Source organism: Lentzea chajnantorensis (assembly GCF_054300775.1).
In genome coordinates this window covers 1616805-1639494 of the sequence record NZ_JBSDZT010000002.1, presented here as the reverse complement: position 1 = coordinate 1639494, position 22690 = coordinate 1616805, and the positions used below count along the sequence as shown (strand labels likewise).

At 69.2% G+C, this 22690-nt stretch carries 27 protein-coding genes and 3 tRNA genes; 11 read left to right on the top strand and 19 right to left on the bottom strand.

The features are described 5' to 3' along the window. Window positions 1–17: 17 nt before the first annotated feature. From rpmG to ACVDFE_RS08825, 5 genes are all read right to left on the bottom strand, one after another. Entirely contained in the window at window positions 18–182 is a 165-nt protein-coding gene (rpmG, locus tag ACVDFE_RS08845) for a 50S ribosomal protein L33 (protein WP_053733184.1), read from the bottom strand. A gap of 171 nt (window positions 183–353) precedes the next feature. Beyond that, window positions 354–426, bottom strand: a tRNA-Met gene (locus ACVDFE_RS08840). A 42-nt stretch (window positions 427–468) separates the two neighbouring features. Further along, window positions 469–544, bottom strand: a tRNA-Thr gene (locus ACVDFE_RS08835). Between the two features lie 74 nt (window positions 545–618). After that, window positions 619–3225, bottom strand: coding sequence for a putative bifunctional diguanylate cyclase/phosphodiesterase (locus ACVDFE_RS08830; protein ID WP_458430170.1), 2607 nt, complete (start codon window positions 3223–3225; stop codon window positions 619–621). A 157-nt stretch (window positions 3226–3382) separates the two neighbouring features. Continuing rightward, the gene (locus tag ACVDFE_RS08825) at window positions 3383–4135 is read right to left on the bottom strand and encodes a PhzF family phenazine biosynthesis protein (RefSeq protein WP_458430169.1); all 753 of its coding nucleotides are present in this window, start codon (window positions 4133–4135) and stop codon (window positions 3383–3385) included. A 30-nt stretch (window positions 4136–4165) separates the two neighbouring features. Between ACVDFE_RS08825 and ACVDFE_RS08820 the strand changes: the two genes are divergently transcribed. Together ACVDFE_RS08820 and ACVDFE_RS08815 are read left to right on the top strand one after the other, a co-directional pair. Continuing rightward, window positions 4166–4960 carry a GNAT family N-acetyltransferase gene (locus ACVDFE_RS08820; protein ID WP_458430168.1) on the top strand — a complete coding sequence of 265 codons (795 nt, stop codon included), beginning with the start codon at window positions 4166–4168 and terminating at the stop codon, window positions 4958–4960. Window positions 4961–5122: 162 nt separating this feature from the next. Next, window positions 5123–5332 (top strand): hypothetical protein, encoded by a 210-nt coding sequence (locus ACVDFE_RS08815; RefSeq protein WP_458430167.1) that lies wholly within the window; start codon window positions 5123–5125, stop codon window positions 5330–5332. 109 nt (window positions 5333–5441) lie between these two features. Here the strand turns inward: ACVDFE_RS08815 and ACVDFE_RS08810 are convergent, their stop codons facing one another. The 3 genes from ACVDFE_RS08810 to ACVDFE_RS08800 form a co-directional block, all read right to left on the bottom strand. Continuing rightward, window positions 5442–5867 carry a carboxymuconolactone decarboxylase family protein gene (locus ACVDFE_RS08810; protein ID WP_458430166.1) on the bottom strand — a complete coding sequence of 142 codons (426 nt, stop codon included), beginning with the start codon at window positions 5865–5867 and terminating at the stop codon, window positions 5442–5444. An 85-nt stretch (window positions 5868–5952) separates the two neighbouring features. Beyond that, window positions 5953–6672, bottom strand: a complete 720-nt coding sequence (locus ACVDFE_RS08805; RefSeq protein WP_458430165.1) for an SDR family NAD(P)-dependent oxidoreductase — start codon at window positions 6670–6672, stop codon at window positions 5953–5955. Continuing rightward, window positions 6669–7490, bottom strand: coding sequence for an NAD(P)-dependent oxidoreductase (locus ACVDFE_RS08800; RefSeq protein WP_458430164.1), 822 nt, complete (start codon window positions 7488–7490; stop codon window positions 6669–6671). The genes ACVDFE_RS08805 and ACVDFE_RS08800 overlap by 4 nt, the downstream gene beginning before the upstream one ends. A gap of 83 nt (window positions 7491–7573) precedes the next feature. Between ACVDFE_RS08800 and ACVDFE_RS08795 the strand changes: the two genes are divergently transcribed. Further along, entirely contained in the window at window positions 7574–7930 is a 357-nt protein-coding gene (locus ACVDFE_RS08795) for a winged helix-turn-helix transcriptional regulator (protein ID WP_360401844.1), read from the top strand. 86 nt (window positions 7931–8016) lie between these two features. On the opposite strand, the gene ACVDFE_RS08790 is transcribed toward ACVDFE_RS08795, so the two are convergent. After that, window positions 8017–8097, bottom strand: a tRNA-Tyr gene (locus ACVDFE_RS08790). Between the two features lie 120 nt (window positions 8098–8217). Between ACVDFE_RS08790 and ACVDFE_RS08785 the strand changes: the two genes are divergently transcribed. After that, window positions 8218–8709: a YajQ family cyclic di-GMP-binding protein gene (locus tag ACVDFE_RS08785; RefSeq protein ID WP_065915931.1), complete on the top strand. Its 492-nt coding sequence runs from the start codon at window positions 8218–8220 to the stop codon at window positions 8707–8709. Beyond that, on the top strand, window positions 8706–9578 hold the full coding sequence (gene rfbA, locus ACVDFE_RS08780; RefSeq protein WP_458430163.1) for a glucose-1-phosphate thymidylyltransferase RfbA: 873 nt from the start codon (window positions 8706–8708) through the stop codon (window positions 9576–9578). Before ACVDFE_RS08785 ends, rfbA begins: the two co-directional genes overlap by 4 nt. Here rfbA and htpX read toward each other — a convergent pair. From htpX to ACVDFE_RS08760, 4 genes are read right to left on the bottom strand one after another with little or no spacing between them, the layout of a single operon-like run. Next, entirely contained in the window at window positions 9575–10438 is an 864-nt protein-coding gene (gene htpX / locus ACVDFE_RS08775) for a zinc metalloprotease HtpX (RefSeq protein WP_360401837.1), read from the bottom strand. The genes rfbA and htpX overlap by 4 nt on opposite strands. Window positions 10439–10457: 19 nt before the next feature. Then, on the bottom strand, window positions 10458–10928 hold the full coding sequence (locus tag ACVDFE_RS08770; protein ID WP_360401834.1) for a 4Fe-4S binding protein: 471 nt from the start codon (window positions 10926–10928) through the stop codon (window positions 10458–10460). After that, a complete protein-coding gene (locus ACVDFE_RS08765; RefSeq protein ID WP_360401831.1) occupies window positions 10925–11458 on the bottom strand; it encodes an NADH-quinone oxidoreductase subunit C in 534 nt (177 codons plus the stop codon). The genes ACVDFE_RS08770 and ACVDFE_RS08765 overlap by 4 nt, the downstream gene beginning before the upstream one ends. Next, entirely contained in the window at window positions 11455–11865 is a 411-nt protein-coding gene (locus tag ACVDFE_RS08760) for an NADH-quinone oxidoreductase subunit B (protein ID WP_458430161.1), read from the bottom strand. Before ACVDFE_RS08760 ends, ACVDFE_RS08765 begins: the two co-directional genes overlap by 4 nt. 225 nt (window positions 11866–12090) lie before the next feature. Here ACVDFE_RS08760 and ACVDFE_RS08755 point away from each other — a divergent pair, with 225 nt between their 5' ends. After that, window positions 12091–13122, top strand: coding sequence for a LysR family transcriptional regulator (locus ACVDFE_RS08755; RefSeq protein WP_360401825.1), 1032 nt, complete (start codon window positions 12091–12093; stop codon window positions 13120–13122). 33 nt (window positions 13123–13155) lie between these two features. On the opposite strand, the gene ACVDFE_RS08750 is transcribed toward ACVDFE_RS08755, so the two are convergent. The 4 genes from ACVDFE_RS08750 to ACVDFE_RS08735 all read right to left on the bottom strand — a co-directional run bounded on the left by ACVDFE_RS08750 (window position 13156) and on the right by ACVDFE_RS08735 (window position 15321). Next, entirely contained in the window at window positions 13156–13308 is a 153-nt protein-coding gene (locus ACVDFE_RS08750; protein ID WP_360401822.1) for a hypothetical protein, read from the bottom strand. A gap of 140 nt (window positions 13309–13448) precedes the next feature. Beyond that, on the bottom strand, window positions 13449–14195 hold the full coding sequence (locus ACVDFE_RS08745; protein WP_360401819.1) for a transglycosylase SLT domain-containing protein: 747 nt from the start codon (window positions 14193–14195) through the stop codon (window positions 13449–13451). Between the two features lie 406 nt (window positions 14196–14601). Then, window positions 14602–14988 carry a hypothetical protein gene (locus tag ACVDFE_RS08740; RefSeq protein WP_458430160.1) on the bottom strand — a complete coding sequence of 129 codons (387 nt, stop codon included), beginning with the start codon at window positions 14986–14988 and terminating at the stop codon, window positions 14602–14604. A 57-nt stretch (window positions 14989–15045) separates the two neighbouring features. Then, entirely contained in the window at window positions 15046–15321 is a 276-nt protein-coding gene (locus tag ACVDFE_RS08735; RefSeq protein WP_360401813.1) for a hypothetical protein, read from the bottom strand. Window positions 15322–16100: 779 nt separating this feature from the next. Between ACVDFE_RS08735 and ACVDFE_RS08730 the strand changes: the two genes are divergently transcribed. Beyond that, window positions 16101–16478: a helix-turn-helix domain-containing protein gene (locus tag ACVDFE_RS08730; protein ID WP_360401810.1), complete on the top strand. Its 378-nt coding sequence runs from the start codon at window positions 16101–16103 to the stop codon at window positions 16476–16478. An 84-nt stretch (window positions 16479–16562) separates the two neighbouring features. Here ACVDFE_RS08730 and ACVDFE_RS08725 read toward each other — a convergent pair whose 3' ends face one another. Together ACVDFE_RS08725 and ddaH are read right to left on the bottom strand one after the other, a co-directional pair. Continuing rightward, window positions 16563–17297 carry a class I SAM-dependent methyltransferase gene (locus ACVDFE_RS08725; RefSeq protein ID WP_458430159.1) on the bottom strand — a complete coding sequence of 245 codons (735 nt, stop codon included), beginning with the start codon at window positions 17295–17297 and terminating at the stop codon, window positions 16563–16565. A gap of 130 nt (window positions 17298–17427) precedes the next feature. Beyond that, on the bottom strand, window positions 17428–18312 hold the full coding sequence (gene ddaH, locus ACVDFE_RS08720; RefSeq protein WP_360399627.1) for a dimethylargininase: 885 nt from the start codon (window positions 18310–18312) through the stop codon (window positions 17428–17430). 75 nt (window positions 18313–18387) lie between these two features. On the opposite strand from ddaH, the gene ACVDFE_RS08715 reads away from it, so the two are divergent. From ACVDFE_RS08715 to ACVDFE_RS08700, 4 genes are all read left to right on the top strand, one after another. Then, window positions 18388–18828: an Lrp/AsnC family transcriptional regulator gene (locus ACVDFE_RS08715; RefSeq protein ID WP_360399630.1), complete on the top strand. Its 441-nt coding sequence runs from the start codon at window positions 18388–18390 to the stop codon at window positions 18826–18828. 10 nt (window positions 18829–18838) lie between these two features. Next, window positions 18839–19579 carry an enoyl-CoA hydratase gene (locus ACVDFE_RS08710; protein ID WP_458430158.1) on the top strand — a complete coding sequence of 247 codons (741 nt, stop codon included), beginning with the start codon at window positions 18839–18841 and terminating at the stop codon, window positions 19577–19579. A gap of 211 nt (window positions 19580–19790) precedes the next feature. Then, the gene (locus ACVDFE_RS08705; RefSeq protein WP_360399636.1) at window positions 19791–21629 is read left to right on the top strand and encodes a 2-oxoacid:acceptor oxidoreductase subunit alpha; all 1839 of its coding nucleotides are present in this window, start codon (window positions 19791–19793) and stop codon (window positions 21627–21629) included. Next, window positions 21626–22678, top strand: a complete 1053-nt coding sequence (locus ACVDFE_RS08700) for a 2-oxoacid:ferredoxin oxidoreductase subunit beta (RefSeq protein WP_360399639.1) — start codon at window positions 21626–21628, stop codon at window positions 22676–22678. Before ACVDFE_RS08705 ends, ACVDFE_RS08700 begins: the two co-directional genes overlap by 4 nt. The last annotated feature ends 12 nt before the right edge of the window (window positions 22679–22690 follow it).

The following is a 22690-nucleotide window of genomic DNA, read 5'->3' as shown; positions in this document are numbered from 1 at the left end:
AAAGACTCGCTACGCGCTCAGCGGGTTTCCTTGTGCGCGCGGTGCGTCTTGCAGTTCGGGCAGAACTTCTTGACCTCCAGGCGGTCCGGGTCGTTGCGCCGGTTCTTCCTGGTGATGTAGTTCCGGTGCTTGCACTCCTCGCACGCGAGGGTGATCTTCGGGCGTACGTCGGTTGCAGCCACGGTCCTTGCCTTCCTGAGAGCACGCGAACCCCGGACAACCCAGTGCGGGCTTACCGCCTGGCGGGGATGGGCAGCGAGGGTGCTGCCCGGGGGTCTGGGGGCTCGGCCCCCAAAATCATGGCGGAGTGAGGACGGCTGGCGCTCTCCGCCAGCACACCTCACCCACTCACGTAGCGGTGGCCGGACTTGAACCGGCGACACAGCGATTATGAGCCGCTTGCTCTACCAACTGAGCTACACCGCTTTAACACACCACAGCCGCGATGCTCAGCACCGCGGCCAGTAGTGGAGCCCCTTTACGGAATCGAACCGTAGACCTTCTCCTTACCATGGAGACGCTCTGCCGACTGAGCTAAAGGGGCTTGCTCTTTCGTTCTTGCCGAGCGAGGAGAACTCTACAACACGGGTCCACCAAGAACGAAATCCGGGGGTGCCTTCAGTGCACCAGCGTGAGCACCGTCTCATCGCGAGCACCCCTGACCTGCACCGTTCGCGCCCGCAGCCACGCCTCGAAGCGATCTTCGGAGAGCGGCCGGGAGATCAGGTACCCCTGCGCGACGTCGCAGCCCATGCCGACCAGCTGGTCACGTGCGGCGTCGTCCTCCACGCCCTCGGCGACCACGACGAGACCGAGCGAGTGACCGAGCTCGACGATCGAGCGCACCACGGCCATGTCGCCGAGGTCGGTGCCCATGCCGAGCACGAACGACTTGTCGATCTTCACCTCGTCCACCGGCAGCTGGCGCAGGTAGGCCAGCGAGGAGTACCCGGTGCCGAAGTCGTCGACCGCCAGCACGACGCCGATCGCGTGCAGGCGCCGCAGCACCGGCAGGGCGCGCTCGGGGTCGGCCATGACGCCCGACTCGGTGAGCTCGAAGGTCAACAGGCCGGAGGGCACGTCGTGGCGTTCCAGCGCGGCCGCCACGCGGTTGGGGAAGTCCTCGTCGCCCAGCGTCCGCACGGACAGGTTGACCGCGATGGACATCCGCAGCCCGCGGTCGAGCCAGCGGCGCACCCGTTCCAGGGCGCGGTCCATCACGAAGTCCGTCAGCACGTCCACCAGGCCGGTGGCCTCGACGGCCGGCACGAACTCGTCCGGGTCGACGCGGCCGAACTCGGGGTGCGTCCAGCGCACCAGCGCCTCCGCGCCCACGACCTGGCGTGAGGGCAGGGCGACCTTCGGCTGGTAGTGCACGGAGATCTGCCCGGTCTCGACGGCCTGGCGGAACTGCGTCACGAGCTGGAAGCGGCGCAGGAAGATCTGGCCCATGCTCGGTGCGTAGGCCCGCACCGGCGTTCCCTCCGTCGTGGCGCGCACGGCGACGTCCGCCCGCTGCAGCAACGCGTCCGGGTCGGGGTCCTCGGTCTCGGAGTCCGCTTTGGACGCGTAGCCCACGACGGCGGAGGCCTCGACGGTCAGCCGGTCGACGGGGTACGGCACGGACAGGCCCGCGCGGAGCCGGTCGGCGATCTCGTGGGCGGTGGCCGCCCGCTCGTCGTCGAAGAACGCCGCGAACGCGCCTCCCTCCAGGCGGGCCAGCGGCACATCGGCGCCCAGCGCGTCGCGCAGCCTGCGCCCGGCGGCGACGACCATGCGGTTGCCCCAGGCCTGTCCGAGCGCGTCGGAGACCGTCGACAGGACGTCGAGGTCGATGCGCAGCACCACGCCCCTCTTCGACTCGCGCAGCGGTTCGGCGCAGGCCTCGCGGAAGCCCGCGCGGTTGAGCAGGCCGGTCAGCGGGTCGTGGTAGGCGTCGTGGCGCAGGCGGGCGAGCAGCCGCCGGTTGTCCACGGCGGTCGCGAGGTGGGAGGCGAGGGTGCGCAGCAGCTGGATGTCGGCCTTGCCGAAGCCGCGCCACCGGGAGAGCCGGTCGTGCGCCTCGACCGCGCCGAGCAGCTGGGTCGCGCCGCGCAACGGCACCACCAGCGCTTCCTGCACGTCGCGGCGCAGCAGGGCCTCGGTGACGTCCTCGGTCGCGTCGGCCACGCGGTAGTAGCGGACGTGCGTGCCGGGCAGCTGCAGGACCGGGTCCTCGCGCACGGCCCGCGGGTCCGTCGTGGTCATCTCCTCCGGCAGCGGTTCGCCGGCGACGAGGGTGATCATGGCTTCCTGCGGGTCGGTGCGCAGGCGCAGCACGACCCGGTTGGCGTTGAGCTGCTCGCGGATGCGTTCCGCGATGAGCTGCCACTCGTCCTCTTCGACGTTCGCGGTGAGGTCGTCGTCGGGCTGGCGCGGGCCGGTGCCGTGCTGGCCCGACCGCGCGACGCGGAGGCTGACCTCGCTCAGCGCCTCCAGGTCGCGCTGTTCGCGCAGCAGCCCGGAGTAGGCGAGGTAGGTGGCGATGATCCCGGCGAGCACCAGGACGATCAGCAGGCCGCCCCACTGCGTGGTCGAGACGATCTGGTAGCCGACGAGGCCGGCCGAGGTGTTGAGCAGCGCCACGACGAGCGTCTGGAGCACGAGGCGGAGGCTGTTGCCCACCCGCATCGACTTGCCCATGAGCCGCAGGGCGCAGAGGCCCAGGACGCTCGCGAGCAGCGGCACCGTGATCGTGCCGACGAACGCGCCCGCCCAGAACGGCCCGCCCTCGCCGACCACCCGGTTCACCACGGCCGCCGCGGCGAACGCGACGGAGATCTCCATGAACATCAGGCCCGCGTTGTAGACGGCGCGGTCCAGGATCCGCCTGCCCAGCAGCGTGCCCACGCCCGCGACTACGTGCGCGGCGAGGACGATCTCGAACGGGGCCACCAGCAGGCCGAGCACCAGCGGGATCTCGGTGAAGGAGATGGTCCAGGCGACGCCGCTGCGGACGTCGACGTTGATCGCGAGCTGCTCGGCCAGCAGGAAGCCGACGACGAGCAGCGGGCCGATCCAGAAGAGCGAGGTGTGCTCCTCCTCGGGGAGCCAGGCCGCGACCATGCCCGCGCACACGACGCCGGCCACCAGGAGGGTGACGGCGAACGCGCTGAACGCGCGGTTGGTCGACTTGGCCGACCAGGCGGCCGAGTTCGACACGGGGGCCGACGCTCGGTCGGACATCCAGCCTCCTCGTCGGCCTGGGGTGGGGACGCTCAGGCGTGACTGAGGGGTCCCGTACTTGATGATCAGGACCCCTCCAGGGGCACCAGAGTACCCCGCTCGGGGGACGAAATGGCAGGTCGAGCACCCCGCGTGACGCCTGTTCACCCAGACGTGGCTAGTCGGTCAGACGCCCCTGGAGCACCGTCACGGCCTGCCCGGAGAGCAGCACCCGATCTTGGGCGAGAGTGGCCCTGACGAACCCGCCGCGCGCCGACGCCTGCTCCGCCAGCAGGTCAGCGCGCTGCAACCGGGGCACCCAGTAGGACGCGAGCGTGCAGTGCGCCGATCCGGTGACGGGGTCCTCCGGGATGCCGACGGCCGGGTAGAAGCACCGGCTGACGATGTCCGCCTCGCCATCGCCGACCGCCGTGACGATCACTCCACGTGACGACATCTGTGCCAGTCCTTGGACGTCGGGCCGCAGGGAACGGACCTCCTCCGCGCTGCCGAGCTCGATCAGGTAGTCGAAGCGGCCGACCGCGACGGACTTGATCGTCGCATGTGGGAGCGCCTCCACTAGTCCGACTGGCGGGTCAGTCAACTTCGGCGGATCGGCCGGGAAGTCCATCCGGATCCACCCGTTGTCCGGTACGCAGGTGAGCACACCGCTACGCGTGGTGAACCTCTGCTCACCGCCGAGCACGTGTGCGGTGGCCAGCGTGGCGTGCCCGCAGAGGTCGACCTCGACCTCCGGGGTGAACCAGCGCAGGTGGTTGTCGGGGGTGACGAAGGCCGTCTCGGCGTGCTTCATCTCGGCGGCGACGTGCTGCATCCACACGTCGTCGCGCGGTTCGGTCAGGAGGACGACCCCGGCCGGGTTGCCCGCGAAGCGCTTGTCGGTGAACGAGTCCACCACGAATATCTCCACCGGACCGACCCTGCCAGGTAGAAGTGGCCGGTGGACGACGACTTCTCCTTCACCGAGACGGACCCCGGCTCGATCGGGGCGACCTGGGGGCCGCTGCGGGTGCACCGGCTGCACTGGCGGCCCGGCTGCGACCTGCCCGCGTTGCTCGACGAGTGGGAGCCCCGGCTCACCGGTCTCGACGACCCCGACACCGCGGCGCTCGTGACCGTGCCGAGCCACGAGACGGCGACCGCGGCGCCGTTGCTGCACCACGGCTTCGCCCCGCTCACGGTGGTCGCGGAACGCCTCGCCGGGCGGACCGCCCCTGCGCGGCCCTCGACCGTCGCGGTGCGCCCCGCGACCCGCGCCGACCTGGACGTCGCGGTCGAGCTGAACCTGCACACGGTCCGGTACGACGCCGAGTTCGGCATGGTCACCGTGCGCGCGAACAGCGCGGAGCACCTGCGGGCGGCGCTGGCCGAGGTGCTCGACCGCGACCACGAGGCGATGTGGCTCGCGGTCCACGGCGGCACGCCCGTCGGGATGGTCTACGTGGACCTGCCGCGGCACGCGGGGTGGATGGACCGGTTCGCCGAGCAGCGGCCGTTCGCCTACCTCGGCCACCTCGGCGTGCGACCCGACGCCCGCGGCAGCGGCGCCGGCAGCGCCCTCGTCGCGCACGCCCACGCGGTACTGGACGGGGCAGGCGTGGCGTCGACGTTGCTGCACCACGCGCTGCCGAACCCGCGCTCGACGCCGTTCTGGTACTCGCACGGCTACCGGCCGCGCTGGACGACGTGGGTGCGCCGGCCCGCGCTGAGGTCCTCCCCCGGCGTGTCGACGTGACCCGAACGGCCTACTGGGTCAAGCTCACGGCGTTCGCAACCGTGAAGAACCCGGACCGACCCGTACTTGTGGAACGAATGCGGACTCTTTTCGACAAAGGGACAAGTGGACCGGACACCACACCTGGGGGTCGAGATGGAGCTCAGCGGAAGAGCCCGCGCGATGCTGAAGGCTGTCGAGGCAGGCAGGGCCGAGGTGACGGGCGGCTCGGAACCGGAGCTGTACGTCGACGGCCTGCCGTGCTGCGACCAGACGGCGACGCACGACCTCGTCCACGCGGGACTGCTGCGCGCGGCCGAACCGACCCGGTTCGAGCACCGCGTGTGCGCCGAGCTGACCGAGGACGGACGCGCCGCGCTCGCGGCGAGTTGATCGCCTGATGATCGAACATTTGTTCGACATGAGGTATGCTGCGCCGTGAGGCCGGCACGCAAGGGAGAGGAAGCTCTTGCGCGCCGGCCTCGCTCTTCGAGGCGCCGGATCAGCCGGCTTTCTGCTGGGTGCCGACGTTCATGCGGTTCCACAGGTTGATCGCGCCGATCACGAGCATGAGCCCGGCCAGCTGCTCCTCGTCGAAGTGCTCCGCGGCCCCGTTCCACACCTCGTCGCTGACGTGCACGTGCGTCACCTGCTCGGCCAGCGCGAACGCCGCCTTCTCCGCGTCGGTGTAGTACGGCACGTCCCGCCACCCCGCGATCGCCCAGATCCTCTGGTCCTCGACGCCCGCCTCGCGCAGCAGCCTGGTGTGGTAGTCGATGCAGGCCCCGCAGCCGTTCATGATGCTGACCCGCAGGCAGATCAGCTCCGCGAGGTCCTTGTCGACCCCGGTGGTCGCGGCCGCCTCGGACAACGCCAGCAGCGCCTGCATCGCACCGGGAACGCTCAGCACCGGGTTGGCAATCCTCATCGTCGTTCTCCCTGTCTGTCTTCGCCTGTGCCCTGTTGACCCGGCGGGCGGCGAACGTGTGACAGGCCGGCGCGAGAACTTCGCCTCAGGCGCTGACGCCCTGGCCGAGACCACCGTCGACGGCGAGCTCCGCCCCGGTCGTGAAGGTCGCGTCGAACGCGAGGAACAGCACGGCTTTCGCCACCTCGTCGGACGTGCCGTGCCGCTTGAGCGGCGTGATCCGGTCGCCCTCTTCCTTGAACTGCTGGACGACCTCGTCCGGCACACCGGTCACGCCCATCGACGGGGTGTCGATGAACCCGGGGCTGACGACGTTGACCCTGACCCGCGGCGCCAGCTCCGCCGCGAGCCCCCTGGCGAACGCCCTGACCGCGGCCTTGGCCCCGGCGTAGACGCTCAGCCCCGGCGACCCCAGCACCGTGGCGACGCTGGTGGTGAAGACGATCGAGCCACCCTCGACGACCAGCGGCGCGAGCAGTTGGGCGGTGAAGAAAGCGCCCTTCGTGTTCACGTCGAACGTCGTGTCGTAGTCGGCCTCGCCGGTCTGCGCGAACGGCGTCAGCGTGGAGAAGCCGACGTTGACGAAGAGCAGGTCGATGGTGCCGAACCGGCGCCTCGCCTCGTCCCTGAGCCGTGCGATGTCGCCGAGGTTCGCGGCGTCCATCGAGAGGCCGTGCTCGACGTCGTCGGCCTTGCGCCCGGTCAGCAGCACCTCGGCGCCTTGTTCGAGCAGCCTGTCCACGACCGCGCGCCCCATGCCGTGCGTGCCGCCGGTGACGACGGCCTTCTTCCCCTGGTACCTCACCTGATCACCTCGATGACGCTCGCGATGCTGTGCGTGCCGTGCCCCTGCTCCTGCGCGCGCCGGTACAGGTCGTGCAACGCCTGCGGCAGCGCGGTGTCGAGCCCCTGCTCCCGGTTGGCCTCGGTGAGCATGCGCAGCCCGGCCACGTTGATGTCCAAAGCGGACACCTCGGTCTCGTAGCTCCGGTGTCGCGTCTCCTCCCCCATCTCCGGCAGCATGCCGCCGAGCTCGTTCAGCCACTGCGCAACCATCGGCGTGAACTGCTGCGGCGTGATGCCCTCCGTGCCCAGCAACGCGACCGCCTGCAGGTACCCGGCGAACGTCGCCCACATGATCCCGAGCAACCCGAGGTCGTACAGCGCGGCCAGCCCGGCGTCCGCCCCCACGTGCACCGGCTCGCCGAACGCGTCCAGCACGTGGTGTTCCTCGTTGCCGCTGAAGAAGATCCGCGCACCCGGCGTCCCGATCTGCTGCGGCACGGCCATGATCACGCCGTCGACGTACTCGACCCCGTTGTCCGACGCCCACCGCGCGGTGGCCCGCGCCTCCTCCGGCGTGCCGCTGGTGAGGTTGACCAGCGTCCTGATGTTCTTGCTGAGCAACGGCTGCTGCACCGCGTAGGAGGTCAGGCACGTCACCACGACGTCCGCCTCGAACGCTTCCTCGGTCGTGCGCACCCTCGTCGTGCCGGTCGGCGTTGGTTTGTCCGCCGACCTGTTCCACACCGTCACGTCGTAGCCCTTTTCGACCAGGGCGCAGGCGAGCGCGCTGCCCATGCGGCCGAGGCCGAGCACGCTCACCGATTTCTTGGTCCCCATGGCGTTCATGCTCGTTCGGGTACTGACAGAACGACAAGTACCTACTATTTTGTCAGGTACCCACCTTTTGGTAAGGATCGAGCATGAAGCCACGAACGTACTCGTGCGGCCTCGACGCGGCCATCGACGTGATCGGCGGCCGCTGGAAGGCCCTGATCCTCTGGGCCCTGCACCACGGCCCGATGCGCACCGGCGAACTGCGCCGCTCGGTGTCCGGCATCAGCGAGAAGATGCTCATCCAGGTGCTGCGCGAGCTGGAGGCGGACCGGATCGTGCACCGCGAGGTGTTCCACGAGGTCCCACCCCGCGTCGAGTACTCGCTGACGCCGCAGGGCACGCGGCTGAACGACGCACTGCTGCCGTTGGGCGACTGGGGCGAGGAGAACATGACCGACATCGCGCGCCGCCGCGGCGTCGAGCCGGCTCCGCGGCACGGGTGAGCGTTCGGACTCAGTCCCGATCGGACGAACTGAGCCGGAAAACGACGAGGGGTCCCTGTCCGCAGACAGAGACCCCTGGCGTCGAGTGGCGGGTAGAGGATTCGAACCTCTGTAGCTTTCGCGACGGATTTACAGTCCGCTCCCATTGGCCGCTCGGGCAACCCGCCCCACACCGTCGTAACGGTGCGGTGGGAACAATACATAACCCCGTCGGGCGGCCTCAAATCGGGGTCCCCCAGTAGCATCGGTGCAGCACGAAGACCCCGAGATCGTTGAGGAGTGAAGTCGTGGCGGACCCGTCGTTCGACGTGGTGAGCAAGGTGGACCGGCAGGAGGTCGACAACGCGCTCAACCAGGCGGCCAAGGAGCTGAGCACGCGCTTCGACTTCCGGGGCACCGGCACCACGGTGGCCTGGGCCGGCGAGGAGGCGATCACCTTCACCTCCGAGACCGAGGAGCGCTGCAAGGCGGCCATCGACGTCTTCCAGGAGAAGCTGGTCAAGCGCAACATCTCGATGAAGGCGTTCGAGGTGGGCGAGCCGGCGATCTCCGGGAAGGTGTTCAAGGTCACGGGGAACCTCGTGCAGGGCATCTCGTCGGAGAAGGCCAAGGAGATCGCCAAGAAGATCCGCGACGAGGCGCCCAAGGGCGTGCAGGCGCAGATCCAGGGCGACCAGCTGCGCGTGTCCGGCAAGAAGAAGGACCACCTGCAGGACGTCATCGCCCTGTTGAAGGGCTCGGACTTCGGCATCGCGCTCCAGTTCACCAACTACCGGTGAAGGGCATCGTCCTCGCCGGTGGCAGCGGGACGCGCCTGCACCCGATCACGCAGGCCGTCTCGAAGCAGCTGCTGCCGGTCTACGACAAGCCGATGATCTACTACCCGCTGTCGGTGCTGATGCTGGCCGGCATCCGGGAGGTGCTGATCATCTCCACGCCGGTCGACCTGCCGCTGTTCCGGCGGTTGCTGGGCGACGGGTCGCAGTGGGGCATGCGCTTCGAGTACGCCGAGCAGGCGGCGCCGAACGGGCTGGCCGAGGCGTTCGTCATCGGCGCGGACTTCGTCGGGAACGACGACGTGGCGCTGGTGCTGGGCGACAACATCTTCTACGGCCAGGGCTTCTCCACCACCCTGCAGCAGCACGCGTCCTCTTTGGACGGCTGCGTGCTGTTCGGGTACCAGGTGAAGGACCCCGAGCGGTACGGCGTGGGCGAGGTCGACGCGTTCGGGCGGCTCATCTCCATCGAGGAGAAGCCCCGGCACCCGAAGTCGAACCGGGCGATCACCGGGCTCTACTTCTACGACAACGGTGTGCTCGACATCGCGGCGAACCTCAAGCCGTCGGCGCGGGGCGAGCTGGAGATCACCGACGTCAACCTGCGCTACCTGCGCGAGGGGCGGGCGCAGCTGGTGGAGCTCAGCCGCGGGTTCGCGTGGCTCGACACCGGCACGCACGACTCGATGCTGGAGGCCGGGCAGTTCGTGCAGGTGCTGGAGCACCGCACGGGCGTGCGCATCGCGTGTCCCGAGGAGATCGCGCTGCGCATGGGCTTCATCTCCGCGCAGGAGTGCTACGCGCTCGGCGAGAAGCTCGGCAAGTCGGGCTACGGCGAGTACCTGATGGCCGTGGCGCAGACCACGCGCTAGCGCCGCGCCATCTCCTCGAGCCTGCGGACGCGGTCGGCGATCGGCGGGTGGGACGAGAACCACCGCGCGAACTGCTCCCCCGGCCGGAAGGGGTTCGCGATCATCAGGTGGCTCTGCGACACCACCTCCGGCTCCGGCGCGAGCGGCGCCGCCCGCGTCCCGAGATCGATCTTGCGCAGGGCGCTCGCCAGCGCCAGCGGGTCGCCGGTGAGCTCCGCGCCGGACTGGTCGGCCTGGAACTCGCGGGACCGGCTCACGGCCAGCTGCACGACGGTCGCGGCGACCGGGCCGAGCAGCGCGATCAGCAGCAGGCCGAGCGGGCCGGGGCCGTCGTCGTCACCGTCGCCGCCGCCGAAGATCCCGGCGAACAGGGCCAGGTTCGCGAGCATGGTGATCACGCCCGCCAGCGCGCCGGCGACGCAGCTGATCAGGATGTCGCGGTTGTACACGTGGGCGAGCTCGTGGCCCAGCACCGCGCGCAGCTCGCGTTCGTCGAGCAGCTCCAGGATGCCGGTCGTGCAGCAGACGGCGGCGTTGCGCGGGTTGCGGCCGGTCGCGAACGCGTTCGGTGCCACCGTCGGGCTCAGGTAGAGCCGCGGCATCGGCTGCTTGGCCTTCTGCGACAGCTCGCGCACGATCGCGAACATGACCGGCTGCTCCACCTGCGACACGGGCCTGGCCCGCATCGCGCGCAGGGCGAGCTTGTCCGAGTTGAAGTACGCGTAGGCGTTCACGCCCAAGGCCAGCAGCAGGCCGATGACCAGTGCCGTGCGGCCGAACAGGCTGCTGATCACGATGATCAGCGCGCTCATCCCGCCGAGCAGCAAGGCCGTCTTCAACCCGTTGATGTGCTTGTGCACGGTTGCGCCTCCGGGTTCCTCACGTCCTACCCCTCAACGAACCCGGTCGCCTCCCGGTTCCGGTGGCCGTCTCCGGCGCCGGTTCCGCGGCCGGGTCCAGCGCGGGCGGCGGTGGCACCTGGTCGACCCACGTGGCCAGCACGTCCCGTTCGTGCACCAGCTCCGCCACGGCGCCGTCGCCGTCGAGCGACCCGGTGCCCGGATAGCCGAACTCCGGTGCCCAGTGCAGGGCGTCGAACGGGCACACCTCGACGCAGATGCCGCAGTAGAGACACTGGCCGTAGTCGATCGCGAACCGGTCGAGCACGTTGCGGCTGCGCGGGCGGGCGCTGCCGGCCTGCTGCTCGACCTCGGTGTGCGACGTGATGTGGATGCACCAGTCGGGGCACTCGCGCGCGCAGATCATGCAGACCGTGCAGTTGGCCTCCAGCAGCGCGATGACGCCCCTCGTGCGCGGCGGGAGGCTGTTGCCGTTCTCCGGCCCGGTCATGGCGTGCTCTCCTCTTCACGGCGCGGGCCCCACGACGGGTCCGGCACTCCGGGCGGTGCGGTGCGGCGGCGGCTGGGCGCGCTGGTGTTGTCCTCGCCCGGCTCCAGCCGGCCCGGCCACGGGCGCACGACCCTGGAGGCCAGCACGAAGTCCTTGCGCAGCGGGTGGCCCTGGAAGCTGTCGGGCAGCAGCAGGCGGTCGCCGGGCGTGGTGAGCACGATGCCGAACATCTCCGCGGCCTCGCGCTCGTGCCACTCGGCGCCGCGCCAGAGGTGGGCGACGCTCGGCAGCGGGTCGTCCTGGCCGACCTCGGTGCGCAGCATGACGCCTTCGCGCGTGCTCGGGTCGATGACGTGCAGGAACACGGCGTGGCGCCGGCCGACGGCACCGGGCCGGCCCGCATCCTCGACGCCGAGCCAGTCGAACATCGCGAAGCCCGCGGCGTGGTGTTCGGTGGCGGTGGTGAGCCAGTCGGCGAGCTCGACGTGGTGGACCGTCTGCCCGAACGCGGTCTTGGGGGTGGTCGTCACGCGTTCACCAGCCGGTGCAGCGCCCTGAGGCCTTCGAGCAGCGCCTCCGGGCGCGGCGGGCAGCCGGGGACGGCGACGTGGACCGGCAACGCCTGGTCGATGCCCTTGGTGACGCTGTAGGAGTCCCAGTACGGGCCGCCGGTGTTGCTGCAGGCGCCCACGGAGATCACGTACCTGGGTTCCGGCATGACCTCGTAACTGCGGAGCACAGCGGGCAACATGACGTCCGTGACGGTGCCGGAGACGACGAGCACGTGCGCCTCGCCCGCGCCGTCGACCGGCGTCACGCCGAGGCCGGGGAGGCGGTCGAGCGCTGCCATCACCTCTACCCCGCAGCAGGCGAGTCCGAGTTCGAGCACGGTGACCTGGTAGGTGGTGCCCCATTCCAGGCGAGCGGAAGCCGTCACAACCAGCGAGGGTAATACTTGGGGGCCCGCCGGCTTGCGCCTGGCGGACCCCCACCCCCCAATGATTCCCCCCGGAATCGGCTCCCACGCGTGGTCGCCGCGGATAGTTTTGTACACCGCCAGATAAGTGTCCAGGGATTTACCGGCAGAATCTGCAGATTATCTGTCTGCGAACTGCGGTCAAGTTCAGTTCAACTGATCGGTAGAACACCAGAGAGGGTTCCGATGTCCGGCTCGTCCCAGTTGGTGCTGCCCACCAGCACCTCGCTGCACCGTCTGCTGAACATGCCCGGTGCTCTCCTGGACACCACGATGGACCAGCTCAGGACGCTGTTGACGGTGCACGAGACCCGGTCGGCCCTGCGCGCGGCACGGGCGCTGGGACGTGAGCAGTCGAGCGTGCAGAAGCAGCTGGACACGTTGAACAGGAACTTCCGGGAACTGTGCGGTGAACCGCTGGTGGTGAAGCAGGGACGCGGAAGGGACGTGCTGTTCACGCCCACCGGTGAGTCGCTCGTCGAAATGGCGCGGGAGACGCTCGCGGACTGGCTCGACGGAATTCACGAGTGCCGCCGCAAGCTCGGGACGACCGTCACCGTCGGCACCACGCGATACATGCTGGACACGCTCGCGAAGGCGTGGCACCACGTCGCCGACGAGTTCCGCGAGCGCGACGTGGACCTCAAGGTCGTGCACATCCGCACCAAGGACATCTGGACGAAGCTGGAGACCCGCGAGGTCGACGTGGTGTGCGGCAGCGTCGTGACGCGGGCGGGCGCCGGCTGGGAGCGGCCGGAGTTCGACGTGATCGAGTGGCGGCGCGGCGGCCTGGCGCTGCTGACGAACCTGCCGGACGCGGTCGTCGGCGAACGGGTGCGGGTGCCGCAGCTGCGGTCCCTGCCGCTGGTGGTGCCGGGAGCGGGGTTGATCGCGGAGTTCCTGCGCGGCTGGTTCGGCCCCGACTACCGGCAGAGCATCGACATCGCCGCAGAGATCGACGAGATCCAGTACGGCATCTCGCTGCTGCGCTCGAACCTCGTCCAGGGAGCCATGATCGTGACGTCCGGTTTGGGCGTGGTGGCGTCGAACAACGAGCTGCGGGAGGGAGGCGGCCTCCGGGTCGTCGAGCTCGCAGATGACTCGCTGGAGCGGCTCGTCGGCGTTTTCGCCCGAACGGACGAACTGTCGAAGCACCCGGCCGATCACCCGCTCAACCTGCTGTGGGCGGCCTTCACAGCAGAAGCGCCCCGGCCGTAGCCGAGGCGCTCCCGGGGTCCTGCGGGTGCTGCGCTACTGCGTCTTCGCGGGTGTCATGGCGTCGTGCTCAGGCCTGCGGGGCTCGACTTTGGGACGGTGCTGGGCCTTGGCCATCTTGGCCAGCCAGCTCGTCGCCTCCGAGCGGATCTTCGCCAGCTCGGTGTCGGGTGCCTGTTGCTCGTTCATCGGCCACTCCCTGCGTTCGGGGGATCGCTTCGATGGGAGCACTACCGGGCGTGCGCCCGCTAGGGCCGCCATGCTTGTGGGTGAACTCTGTTGACAGCATCGCCCGCCGATGGGGTTCCCGCACCCCGGGGCGACCGTTCTCAGTACCCCAGGTACCCGCCGCCCAGGTTCATGTTGACCAGACCCGGGTGGTTGTGGAAGCCGCCGTAGCGCGCGTAGGTGTAGCGGACACCGGCGATGATGTTGTCGACCGGCGCCAGGATGTTGTCGTACCCCGGCAGCTTGTACGCGCGGAACGTCGGGTCGATGCACTGCATGAGCCCCTTGGACGGGGTGCCGCGCAGCGCGTTGGAGTCCCAGTTGTTGACGGCGTTCGGGTTGCCGTTCGACTCCTTCATGATGATCGTGTAGATCTCGTCGAGGCTGCTGTTGTCGATGTTGGTGCCGTTGGCCTGCAGGACCTTGATGGCTTCCTTGATCCAGCCCTCGACCTCGCGCTGCTTGGCCGGCTTGCGCATCTCGGCCTGGAGCTCCGCCTCGACGCGAGCCGCCTCCACCCGCTGCGCGTGCGCGTCCTTGGCGATCTTGCTCGCCTGCTCGAACGTCTGCATCGCGTACATCTGCTGGAACTGCAGCAGGCGCCCGACCTCACCGCCGGGGTTGACGTCGTGCACGGTCTTCAAGGCCTGCTGCGTCTGCGGAGCCGCCCCGAGCTCGGCCGCACCCGCGGCGAGGTCGGTGGAGGAGCCACTGGTGGCCGCGTTGGCGATGGCGGCCGTGCCGGCGGCGACACCCGCCGCGACGACGATGGCGCTCACGCGGTGGGCGAGCGGGACCTTGTCGTCCTCGGCGCGGTGGGAACCGGGCTTCACTTCTGCTTTGGGCACGACCGTGTACACGGTTCGGCCGGCGGCCTTGCTGTGCCGGGCCAAGGGGGAGCCTCCTGCGTCGGGGAGCTTGGTCTCCGGCGTTCCCGGCGGGGGATTCCGGGCGGACCCGCGGAACCCGTCGAGCTGCGGTTCCCGTGTCCTGCCAGTGACCAAACCGTTATCGGCGGGCGAGAACGTAACCTCGCGTCACGAGCACAGGCAAGCCTGGGCACCCGTTCGGTGACTCTCGTCACGTTTCCGATGACTTGGGCGATCCGTTGCTAACACACAGTCAGCAGTGCTGTGAATGCTTCCGTGATGTGTTCATCGTTGCCTCCTGACGAACCGGCAGAGCTGTCTGCCGGCTCGGTGCTCGCTTGGCACGCAGTTCTGATGAGAGGTACGGAAGCGTGGCCGCCGCGGTTCACGGCCGGTTGTTCTGGCGCCTCTGCTCCAGCGCCTTGAGCACCCAGTCCGCGCTGTCGCCCGGCCCGCTGTTGAACGCGATGGCCGCGTCCGGCTGGAGCCAGTGCACGAGGTTCACCACCTGCTGGAACACCTCCAGCAGCTCCGGCTGCTTGCGGATGCCGCCACCGACGACCACGCAGTCGTACCGCTTGACCTTGAGCCGGTCGGCGATCCCGGCCAGCGCGGCGTCGCCGAGCTGGGCGAAGTCGACGAGGTGGAGGTCCTCGGCGAGACCGAGCTCGGCCGCGAGCCTGCTGCCCTGCTCGATGGCCGCGGCGACGGCGTCCGGGTCGTAGCCGGGGATGGTGTGCGGGTCGAAGCCGATGACGAGAACGGTGGGCACCCGCCGGAGGCTACTGCCGTTCGGTGGCCCTCGGCACCGTTGACGAGGGCCACCGGCTCAGGACGCGGGTGCAACCTCGAAGCCCGCGATGCCGACCCTCATGCCGAGGAGCCACATCAGCGCGGTGGCCGCGCCCAACAACACCGCAACGCCGAGCGCGAGCGTGAGCAGGCGCAGCAGCAGTGACCAGCTGGACGTGTGGTGGCGGATCGTGGACCAGAGGTTCTCGGCGGGTCCTTCGCTTCGGCGAGAACAGGCGTGCTGGCCGGCAGGCGCGACCGACCGTTCGTCGTCCGCGTGGTTCTGGGCGGCGAACCGACTGGCTAACGTCACTTGTCGCAAGCTCCTTCGCGTGTGGGGTGGTTTCAGCCCGGCGAAGGTGATCGAACGGCTCCCTCTGGCCAGGGAGCCGTTCCTCTTCTTAGGCGTGTGCCTCCGGGCGATGGCCAGCGTATGGAGCCGAAGGGTGCGCATACGGCCGTTGGTCGTTGAGCGGCACCGTCCACACGGCGGGCTGCAGGAGCGTTAACGAGCGGGTAGTCGCGTTGATCGAACTCCATGGGCCTTTGAAGGCCTTCCCGCGCCGTTGAAGGGTTGTCCACAGGCGGTAGGAGCTCGCAGGGCTGCGATGAGCGGCTGGTCGACGGTGCACGTTGCCTGCGGGAGAAAATCTGTGGTGGCGGAGGTAGACATCCTCGGTCCGATGTGGGTAGCATTCTCCTCGTCGAACAAGAGGTCCAGGGCACGGGAGATGACGAACTGCCCGTGAGATGTGCAAGAAGGCAGTCGGTGGAAGCGAAACCGGCATGTGCATGAGGTCCGGTGCCGACAGCCACGTGAGAGTGAAAGAGCAGTAATCAGAGGAGAAGGGAAGGGTTGCACCCCATCGGATCGCCCGCCTTCGGCTGAACTCGGCCGGACGGGTACCGCAGTTCCATCAGATTGGAAGGTGGTCTTCGGTTACGCACACGCGATCCCCGCAGTGCCCGCTTCTGACAGGGGCCGTGCGGACAGAGCAAGTCGATCTCACGGTCGGCTAGGTGGAAGTGAAACCCAACAACCCTGGGGCCCCGGTGCTACGGCATCGGGGCCCCTCGTGATGCGGAGGCGCGATGACCCCTGGCACAGATGAATCAACTGCGGAGAACCCGCAGACGACAGCCGAGAAGTTCGACGACGAGCACTACCCCGCCTACACGATGGGCCGGGCCGCGGAGCTGCTGAACACCTCGGCGAACTTCCTGCGCAGCCTGGACGAGGCGAAGCTCATCGAGCCCCAGCGCTCGGCCGGCGGCCACCGCCGGTACAGCCGCTACCAACTGCGCCTCGCCGCCCGCGTCCGCGCCTTGGTCGACCAGGGCACGGGCCTGGACGCGGCCTGCCGCATCGTGACGCTGGAGGACCAGCTCGCCGAGGCTCAGGCGATCAACGCCCGGCACACCGCTCCGGTGCCGCACCAGGAGGCCCGCCCGCCGCTGCGTGGCGCGTAGGCCCGCACAAAGCAGATCTGCGCTGGCGAAAACCCTGCTCCAAGTCGTCCGACCAGCGCAGATCCACTGCTCCGCCGTTCCGGGTCAGGCGGCTTCCAGGACGAAGAACAGGAAGCTCAGGAAGGCCCCGCCCGGGAACTCCGCCATCTCGTCGGGGAACAGCTCATGGGCCTCCGGCGCCGGAGGCGGCTCGCTGATGACGGCCGTGCGGAAGCCCGCCGCGGTGAAGGCGTCGGTCATGGCGTGCAACGGCCGGTGCCAGTAGGTGAGCGTGGCCTTCTGGCCGTTGAAGTCGTACTCGTCGGTCCACTTGGTGGTCGCGAAGTAGTTGGCCTTGCGATCCAGGATCTTGAGCATGATGGGGTGGTTGACGGCCACGATCAGCCGCCCACCGGGCTTCAACACCCGCCGCAGCTCGGCCAGCGGTGCGGACCAGTCCTCCAGGTAGTGCAGGACCAGCGCGGCAACGCAGTCGTCGAACGCGCCGTCGGGGTACGGCAGCGGCCGGCTGATGTCGGCGACCCGCAGGTCCGCGTCGTCGCCGAGGCGCTGCCGGGCCAGCTGCACCATCTTCGCGCTGCGGTCGAAGCCGACCACGGCGGCGCCCTTGTCGCGCAGCACCTTCGAGATGGGGCCGGAGCCGCACCCGGCGTCCAGGATCCGCCGGCCGGTCACGTCACCGGCCAGGTTCACGATCGCGGGCCGGGTGTAGTGGGCGTTGAGGAGGCTGGTCTCGTTCACGGCCGTGTAGTTCTCGGCGAAGAGGTCGTAGTCGTTCTCCACCGGTGCGGGGGTGGGGCTGTTGGGATCGGCAGGCATGGTTCCCATAGTGCCGAGATGTCGATCACCGTGTCGGAGCGGTAGTTCGCCCGGAAACGGATCTGCGCTGGTCGAAGACCCGGTTCGGGAGCTCCTTCCAGCGCAGATCGTGATGGTCGCGTGGGCGAGGTCAGCCGCGCAGTTCCATCGTGCAGCACTTCGGCCCGCCACCGGACTTGCGCAGCTCCGAGATGTCCACGAACACGGGCTCGAACCCGCGCAGGGCCACCTGCTCCGCCAGGTGCGTTGCCTCGACGGGCATCACGACGTGCTTGCCGTCGGACACCGCGTTCAGGCCCAGGCAGACCGCGTCGGCGTCGTTGGCGATCACCGCGTCCGGGAAGAGGCGGCGCAGCACCGCCTGTGAGCCGGGCGAGAAGGCTTCCGGGTAGTAGGCGACCAGGGGGGTCGGGGACTGGTCGTCGAGCATGAACAGGGCCACGTCGAGGTGGTAGAAGCGCGGGTCGACCAGCTGCAGGGACACCACGGGGACGCCGAGGACCTCCTGGGCCTCGCCGTGGGCGTGGGGGTCGGTGCGGAAGCCCGTGCCGGCCAGCAGCAGGGTGCCGGTCCAGGTGAAGTCGCCCTCCGCCTCGTTCACGGCGGTGGGCATGACGACGGAGTTGTAGCCGGAGGCGAGGAACCAGCGGCGGAAGTGGTCGGCTTCTGCCGCGCGTTGCGGGGCGCGGAAGCGGGAGCCGAGGACGCGGCCGTCGACGACGGTGCCGCTGTTGGCGGAGAAGACCATGTCGGGGAGGCCGGGGACCGGGTCGATGACGTTCACCTCGTGGCCGAGGCGTTCGTAGGTCTCCTTGAGCGCGGTCCACTGCTCCACGGCCAGCGAGGTGCTGGTGGGCTGCGTGGGGTCCATCCACGGGTTGATCGCGTACTCCACCGTGAAGTACGTCGGCGGGCACATCAGGTACCGACGGGTGGTCGGCGTGCGCGTCGGCGCGAGGGGTGCGGCGATGTCGAGCGTGATCGGCTCGGCCGGCCCGGAGATGGATACCGTCATGGATCGAAATGTAAAGGTGAGGATGACCCTCGAACAACGCCGCGATATTGCGTGAACTAGGGCAGAATGTTGCGTGTGGACAGCATTGACCAGCGAATCATTTCGTGCCTGATGGCGAACGCACGGTCCAGCTACGCGGAGATCGGCAAGGAGGTCGGGCTCAGCGCACCCGCGGTGAAGCGGCGGGTGGACAAACTGCTGGACAACGGGGTGTTGCGCGGGTTCACGGCCGTAGTGGACCCGGAGGCGCTCGGGTGGGGCACCGAGGCGTTCGTGGAGGTGCACTGCAGGGGGAACGTGGCGCCGCACGACATCCAGCACCGGCTGGAGCCGATGGCCGAGGTCAGCGCGGCCTACACGGTGTCCGGCGCGGCGGACGCGATCGTGCACCTGCGGGCCGCGGACATCCACCACCTGGAGACGGCGCTGGAGCGGCTCAGGGCCGTCGAGATCATCGACCGGACGGTGTCCACGGTGGTGCTGTCCCGGCTGCTGGACCGGCCGCCGGCACCCTAGAGTCCGGGCCATGGCTCAGGTTCTGCTGGAGTGCGCCGACTCCGTCGCCGTGATCACGATCGACGACCCGGAGCGGCGCAACGCGTTGACGATCGACCTGTCGGAGGAGCTCGCGGAGAAGGTCGCCGAGGCCGAGGAGCGCGCCAACGCGGTGGTCGTCACCGGGGCGCCGCCGGCGTTCTGCGCCGGTGCGGACCTCACGCAGCTCGGCAACTCCAAGGACGAGGGGCTGCGGCGGATCTACCGCGGGTTCCTCGCCGTGGCGAACGCGCGGATCCCCACCATCGCCGCCGTCAACGGGGCCGCTGTCGGTGCCGGGCTCAACCTCGCGCTCGCGTGCGATGTCCTGGTGGCAGGACCGAAGGCGCGGTTCGACGCGCGGTTCCTGCAGCTCGGCATCCACCCCGGTGGCGGCATGACGTGGATGTTGCAGCGCAAGGTCGGGCCGCAGGTCGCGACCGCGATGACGTTGCTCGGGCAGGTGCTCGACGCCGACGAGGCGGTCCGGACGGGGTTGGCCCTCCAGCGTGCGGAGAACCCCGTGGAGGCGGCGAGGGGACTGGCGAGGGCGGCCGCGGAGGCACCGGCCGAACTCGTCCGGACCATCAAGGCCACGATGCGGGTGACCGATGTTCTCGACGACCACGGCGAAGCGGTCGAGACGGAGCTGCGGCCACAGGTGGTTTCGATCGACACTCCAGAGTTCGCTGCCAGGCTTGCCGCGATGAAGGCTCGGATCAGCGGGCGTTAGGTGTTACCGTGGGTAACAGGTATCGAGGGTGACGTCTGCCGCATTCAGGTATCCGCTGGTAGTGCTGTGCCTACCGTCTGAGTGAGGACCCGGTGCGGCAGATGGGACGGTTCGTCTCGCCTAGTGGTACACGGCCCGTCTCGCAGGCGGTCCTGGCGACTACCCTCGCGGTGGGGCACAGCCACCCTTGGAGAGAGGTATCGGCGTAGGAATGAGCACTGAGACCCGCAAGCTGGATCGCGTCGTGATCCGCTTCGCCGGCGACTCCGGTGACGGCATGCAGCTCACCGGAGACCGGTTCACGTCGGAAGCGGCGGCATTCGGCAACGACCTCGCCACGCAGCCCAACTTCCCCGCCGAGATCCGCGCACCACAGGGCACCCTGCCCGGTGTGTCGTCGTTCCAGCTGCACTTCGCCGACTACGACATCCTGACGCCGGGTGACCGTCCCGACGTGCTCGTGGCGATGAACCCGGCCGCGCTCAAGGCGAACGTCGTCGACCTCCCCGACGGCGGCATCCTGATCGTCAACACCGACGAGTTCTCGAAGCGGAACCTGACCAAGGTCGGGTACGACTCGAACCCGCTGGAGGACGACTCGCTGGAGAAGTTCCAGGTCCACAAGATCGCGATGGCCACGCTGACCATCGGCGCTCTGGAAGAGACCGGCCTGGGCAAGAAGGACGCGGAACGCGCGAAGAACATGTTCGCGCTCGGCCTGCTCTCGTGGATGTACCACCGGCCCACCGAGGGCACGGAACGGTTCCTGCGCGAGAAGTTCGCGAAGAAGCCGGACATCGCCGAGGCCAACGTCCTGGCGTTCCGCGCGGGCTGGAACTACGGCGAGACGACCGAGGCCTTCGCCGTCACCTACGAGGTGGCGCCCGCGAAGCTCAACACCGGCACCTACCGCCAGATCACCGGCAACACGGCGACGGCGTACGGGATCGTCGCGGCGGCGCAGCGCTCGAAGCTGCCCGTCGTGCTCGGCACGTACCCGATCACGCCCGCGTCGGACATCCTGCACGAGCTGTCGAAGCACAAGAACTTCGGCATCACGACCGTGCAGGCCGAGGACGAGATCGCCGGCATCGGCATCGCGCTCGGCGCGTCCTACGGCGGCGCGCTCGGCGTCACGTCGACGTCGGGTCCCGGCATCGCGCTGAAGTCCGAGACCATCGGCCTCGCGGTGATGACGGAGCTGCCGCTGCTGGTGATCGACGTGCAGCGCGGTGGCCCGTCCACCGGTCTGCCGACGAAGACCGAGCAGGCGGACCTGCTGCAGGCGATGTTCGGCCGCAACGGCGAGTCGCCGGTGCCGATCGTCGCGCCGCAGTCGCCGTCCGACTGCTTCGACGCGGTGGTGGACGCCTGCCGCATCGCGCTCAAGTACCGCACGCCGGTGCTGTTCCTGTCCGACGGCGCGGTCGCGAACGGTTCCGAGCCGTGGCTGATCCCCGACGTCGACGCGCTGCCCGACCTCACCGTCGAGTTCGCTACCGACCCGGAGAACTTCCAGCCGTACTCGCGCGACCCGGAGACGCTGGCCCGCCCGTGGGCCGTGCCCGGCACCCCCGGTCTGCAGCACCGCATCGGTGGTCTGGAGAAGCAGGACGTCACCGGCAACATCTCCTACGACCCGGAGAACCACGACCGGATGGTCCGCCTGCGCCAGGCGAAGATCGACGGCATCGAGGTCCCCGACGTCGTGGTGGACGACCCGAGCGGCGAGGCCCGCGTGCTGGTCCTCGGCTGGGGTTCGTCCTACGGCCCGATCGGCGCGGCCGCACGCCGCGTCCGCAAGCTGGGCCTGCCGGTCGCCCACGCGCACCTGCGGCACCTCAACCCGTTCCCGAAGAACCTGGGCGAGGTGCTCGGCCGGTACGACAGGGTGGTCGTGCCGGAAATGAACCTGGGCCAGCTCGCGTTGCTGTTGAGGGCCAAGTACCTCGTGGACGCGGTGTCCTACACGAAGGTGCAGGGTCTGCCGTTCAAGGCGGAAGAGCTCCAGGACGTGCTCGCTGACGTGATCAAGGGGGTGTCGGCGTGACTGCGATCGACCTCGGAATCCCGGGACTGACCGGAGTTCCCACGACGGACGAGAAGCAGACGGCCAGGGACTACAAGTCGGACCAGGAGGTCCGCTGGTGTCCCGGCTGCGGCGACTACATCGTGCTCAACACCGTGCAGTCGTTCCTGCCGTCGCTCGGTCTCAAGCGCGAGAACATCGTGTTCGTGTCGGGCATCGGGTGCTCGTCCCGGTTCCCGTACTACATGAACACCTACGGCATGCACTCCATCCACGGCCGTGCGCCGGCCATCGCCACGGGTCTCGCCGTGGCGCGGCCGGACCTGTCGGTGTGGGTGGTGACCGGTGACGGTGACGCGCTCTCGATCGGCGGCAACCACCTGATCCACACGCTGCGCCGCAACGTGAACCTCAAGATCCTGCTGTTCAACAACCGGATCTACGGCCTCACGAAGGGCCAGTACTCGCCGACGTCCGAAGAGGGCAAGGTCACCAAGTCGACCCCGATCGGCTCGCTGGACCACCCGTTCAACCCGGTGTCGCTGGCGCTGGGCGCGGAGGCGTCCTTCGTGGGCCGCGCGCTCGACTCCGACAAGGCGGGTCTCACGTCGGTGCTGCGCCAGGCCGCCGAGCACCGCGGGTCGGCGCTCGTGGAGATCTACCAGAACTGCCCGATCTTCAACGACGGCGCGTTCGACGTCCTCAAGGACGCCGACGAGGCCCAGCGCCGGATCATCAACGTCGTCGACGGCGAGCCGATCCGGTTCGGCCGCGAGGGCGAGTACTGCGTGGTCCGCGACGGCTTCGGCCTGGCGGTCGCGAAGTCCGCCGACGTGGACGCCTCGGACGTCGTGGTGCACGACGCGTCGGACCTGAACCTGTCGTTCGCGCTGTCGCGGTTGTCGACGCAGGACCTCACGCACACGGTGACCGGTGTGTTCCGGCGTGCGGACCGTCCGACGTACGACGACGGTGCGCGGGCGCAGGTGGCGGCGGCCAAGCAGGCGAAGGCCGCGGACCTGGAGAAGCTGCTGCACGGCAAGGACACGTGGACCGTGCTCAGCGACTGATCCACAGCTCGG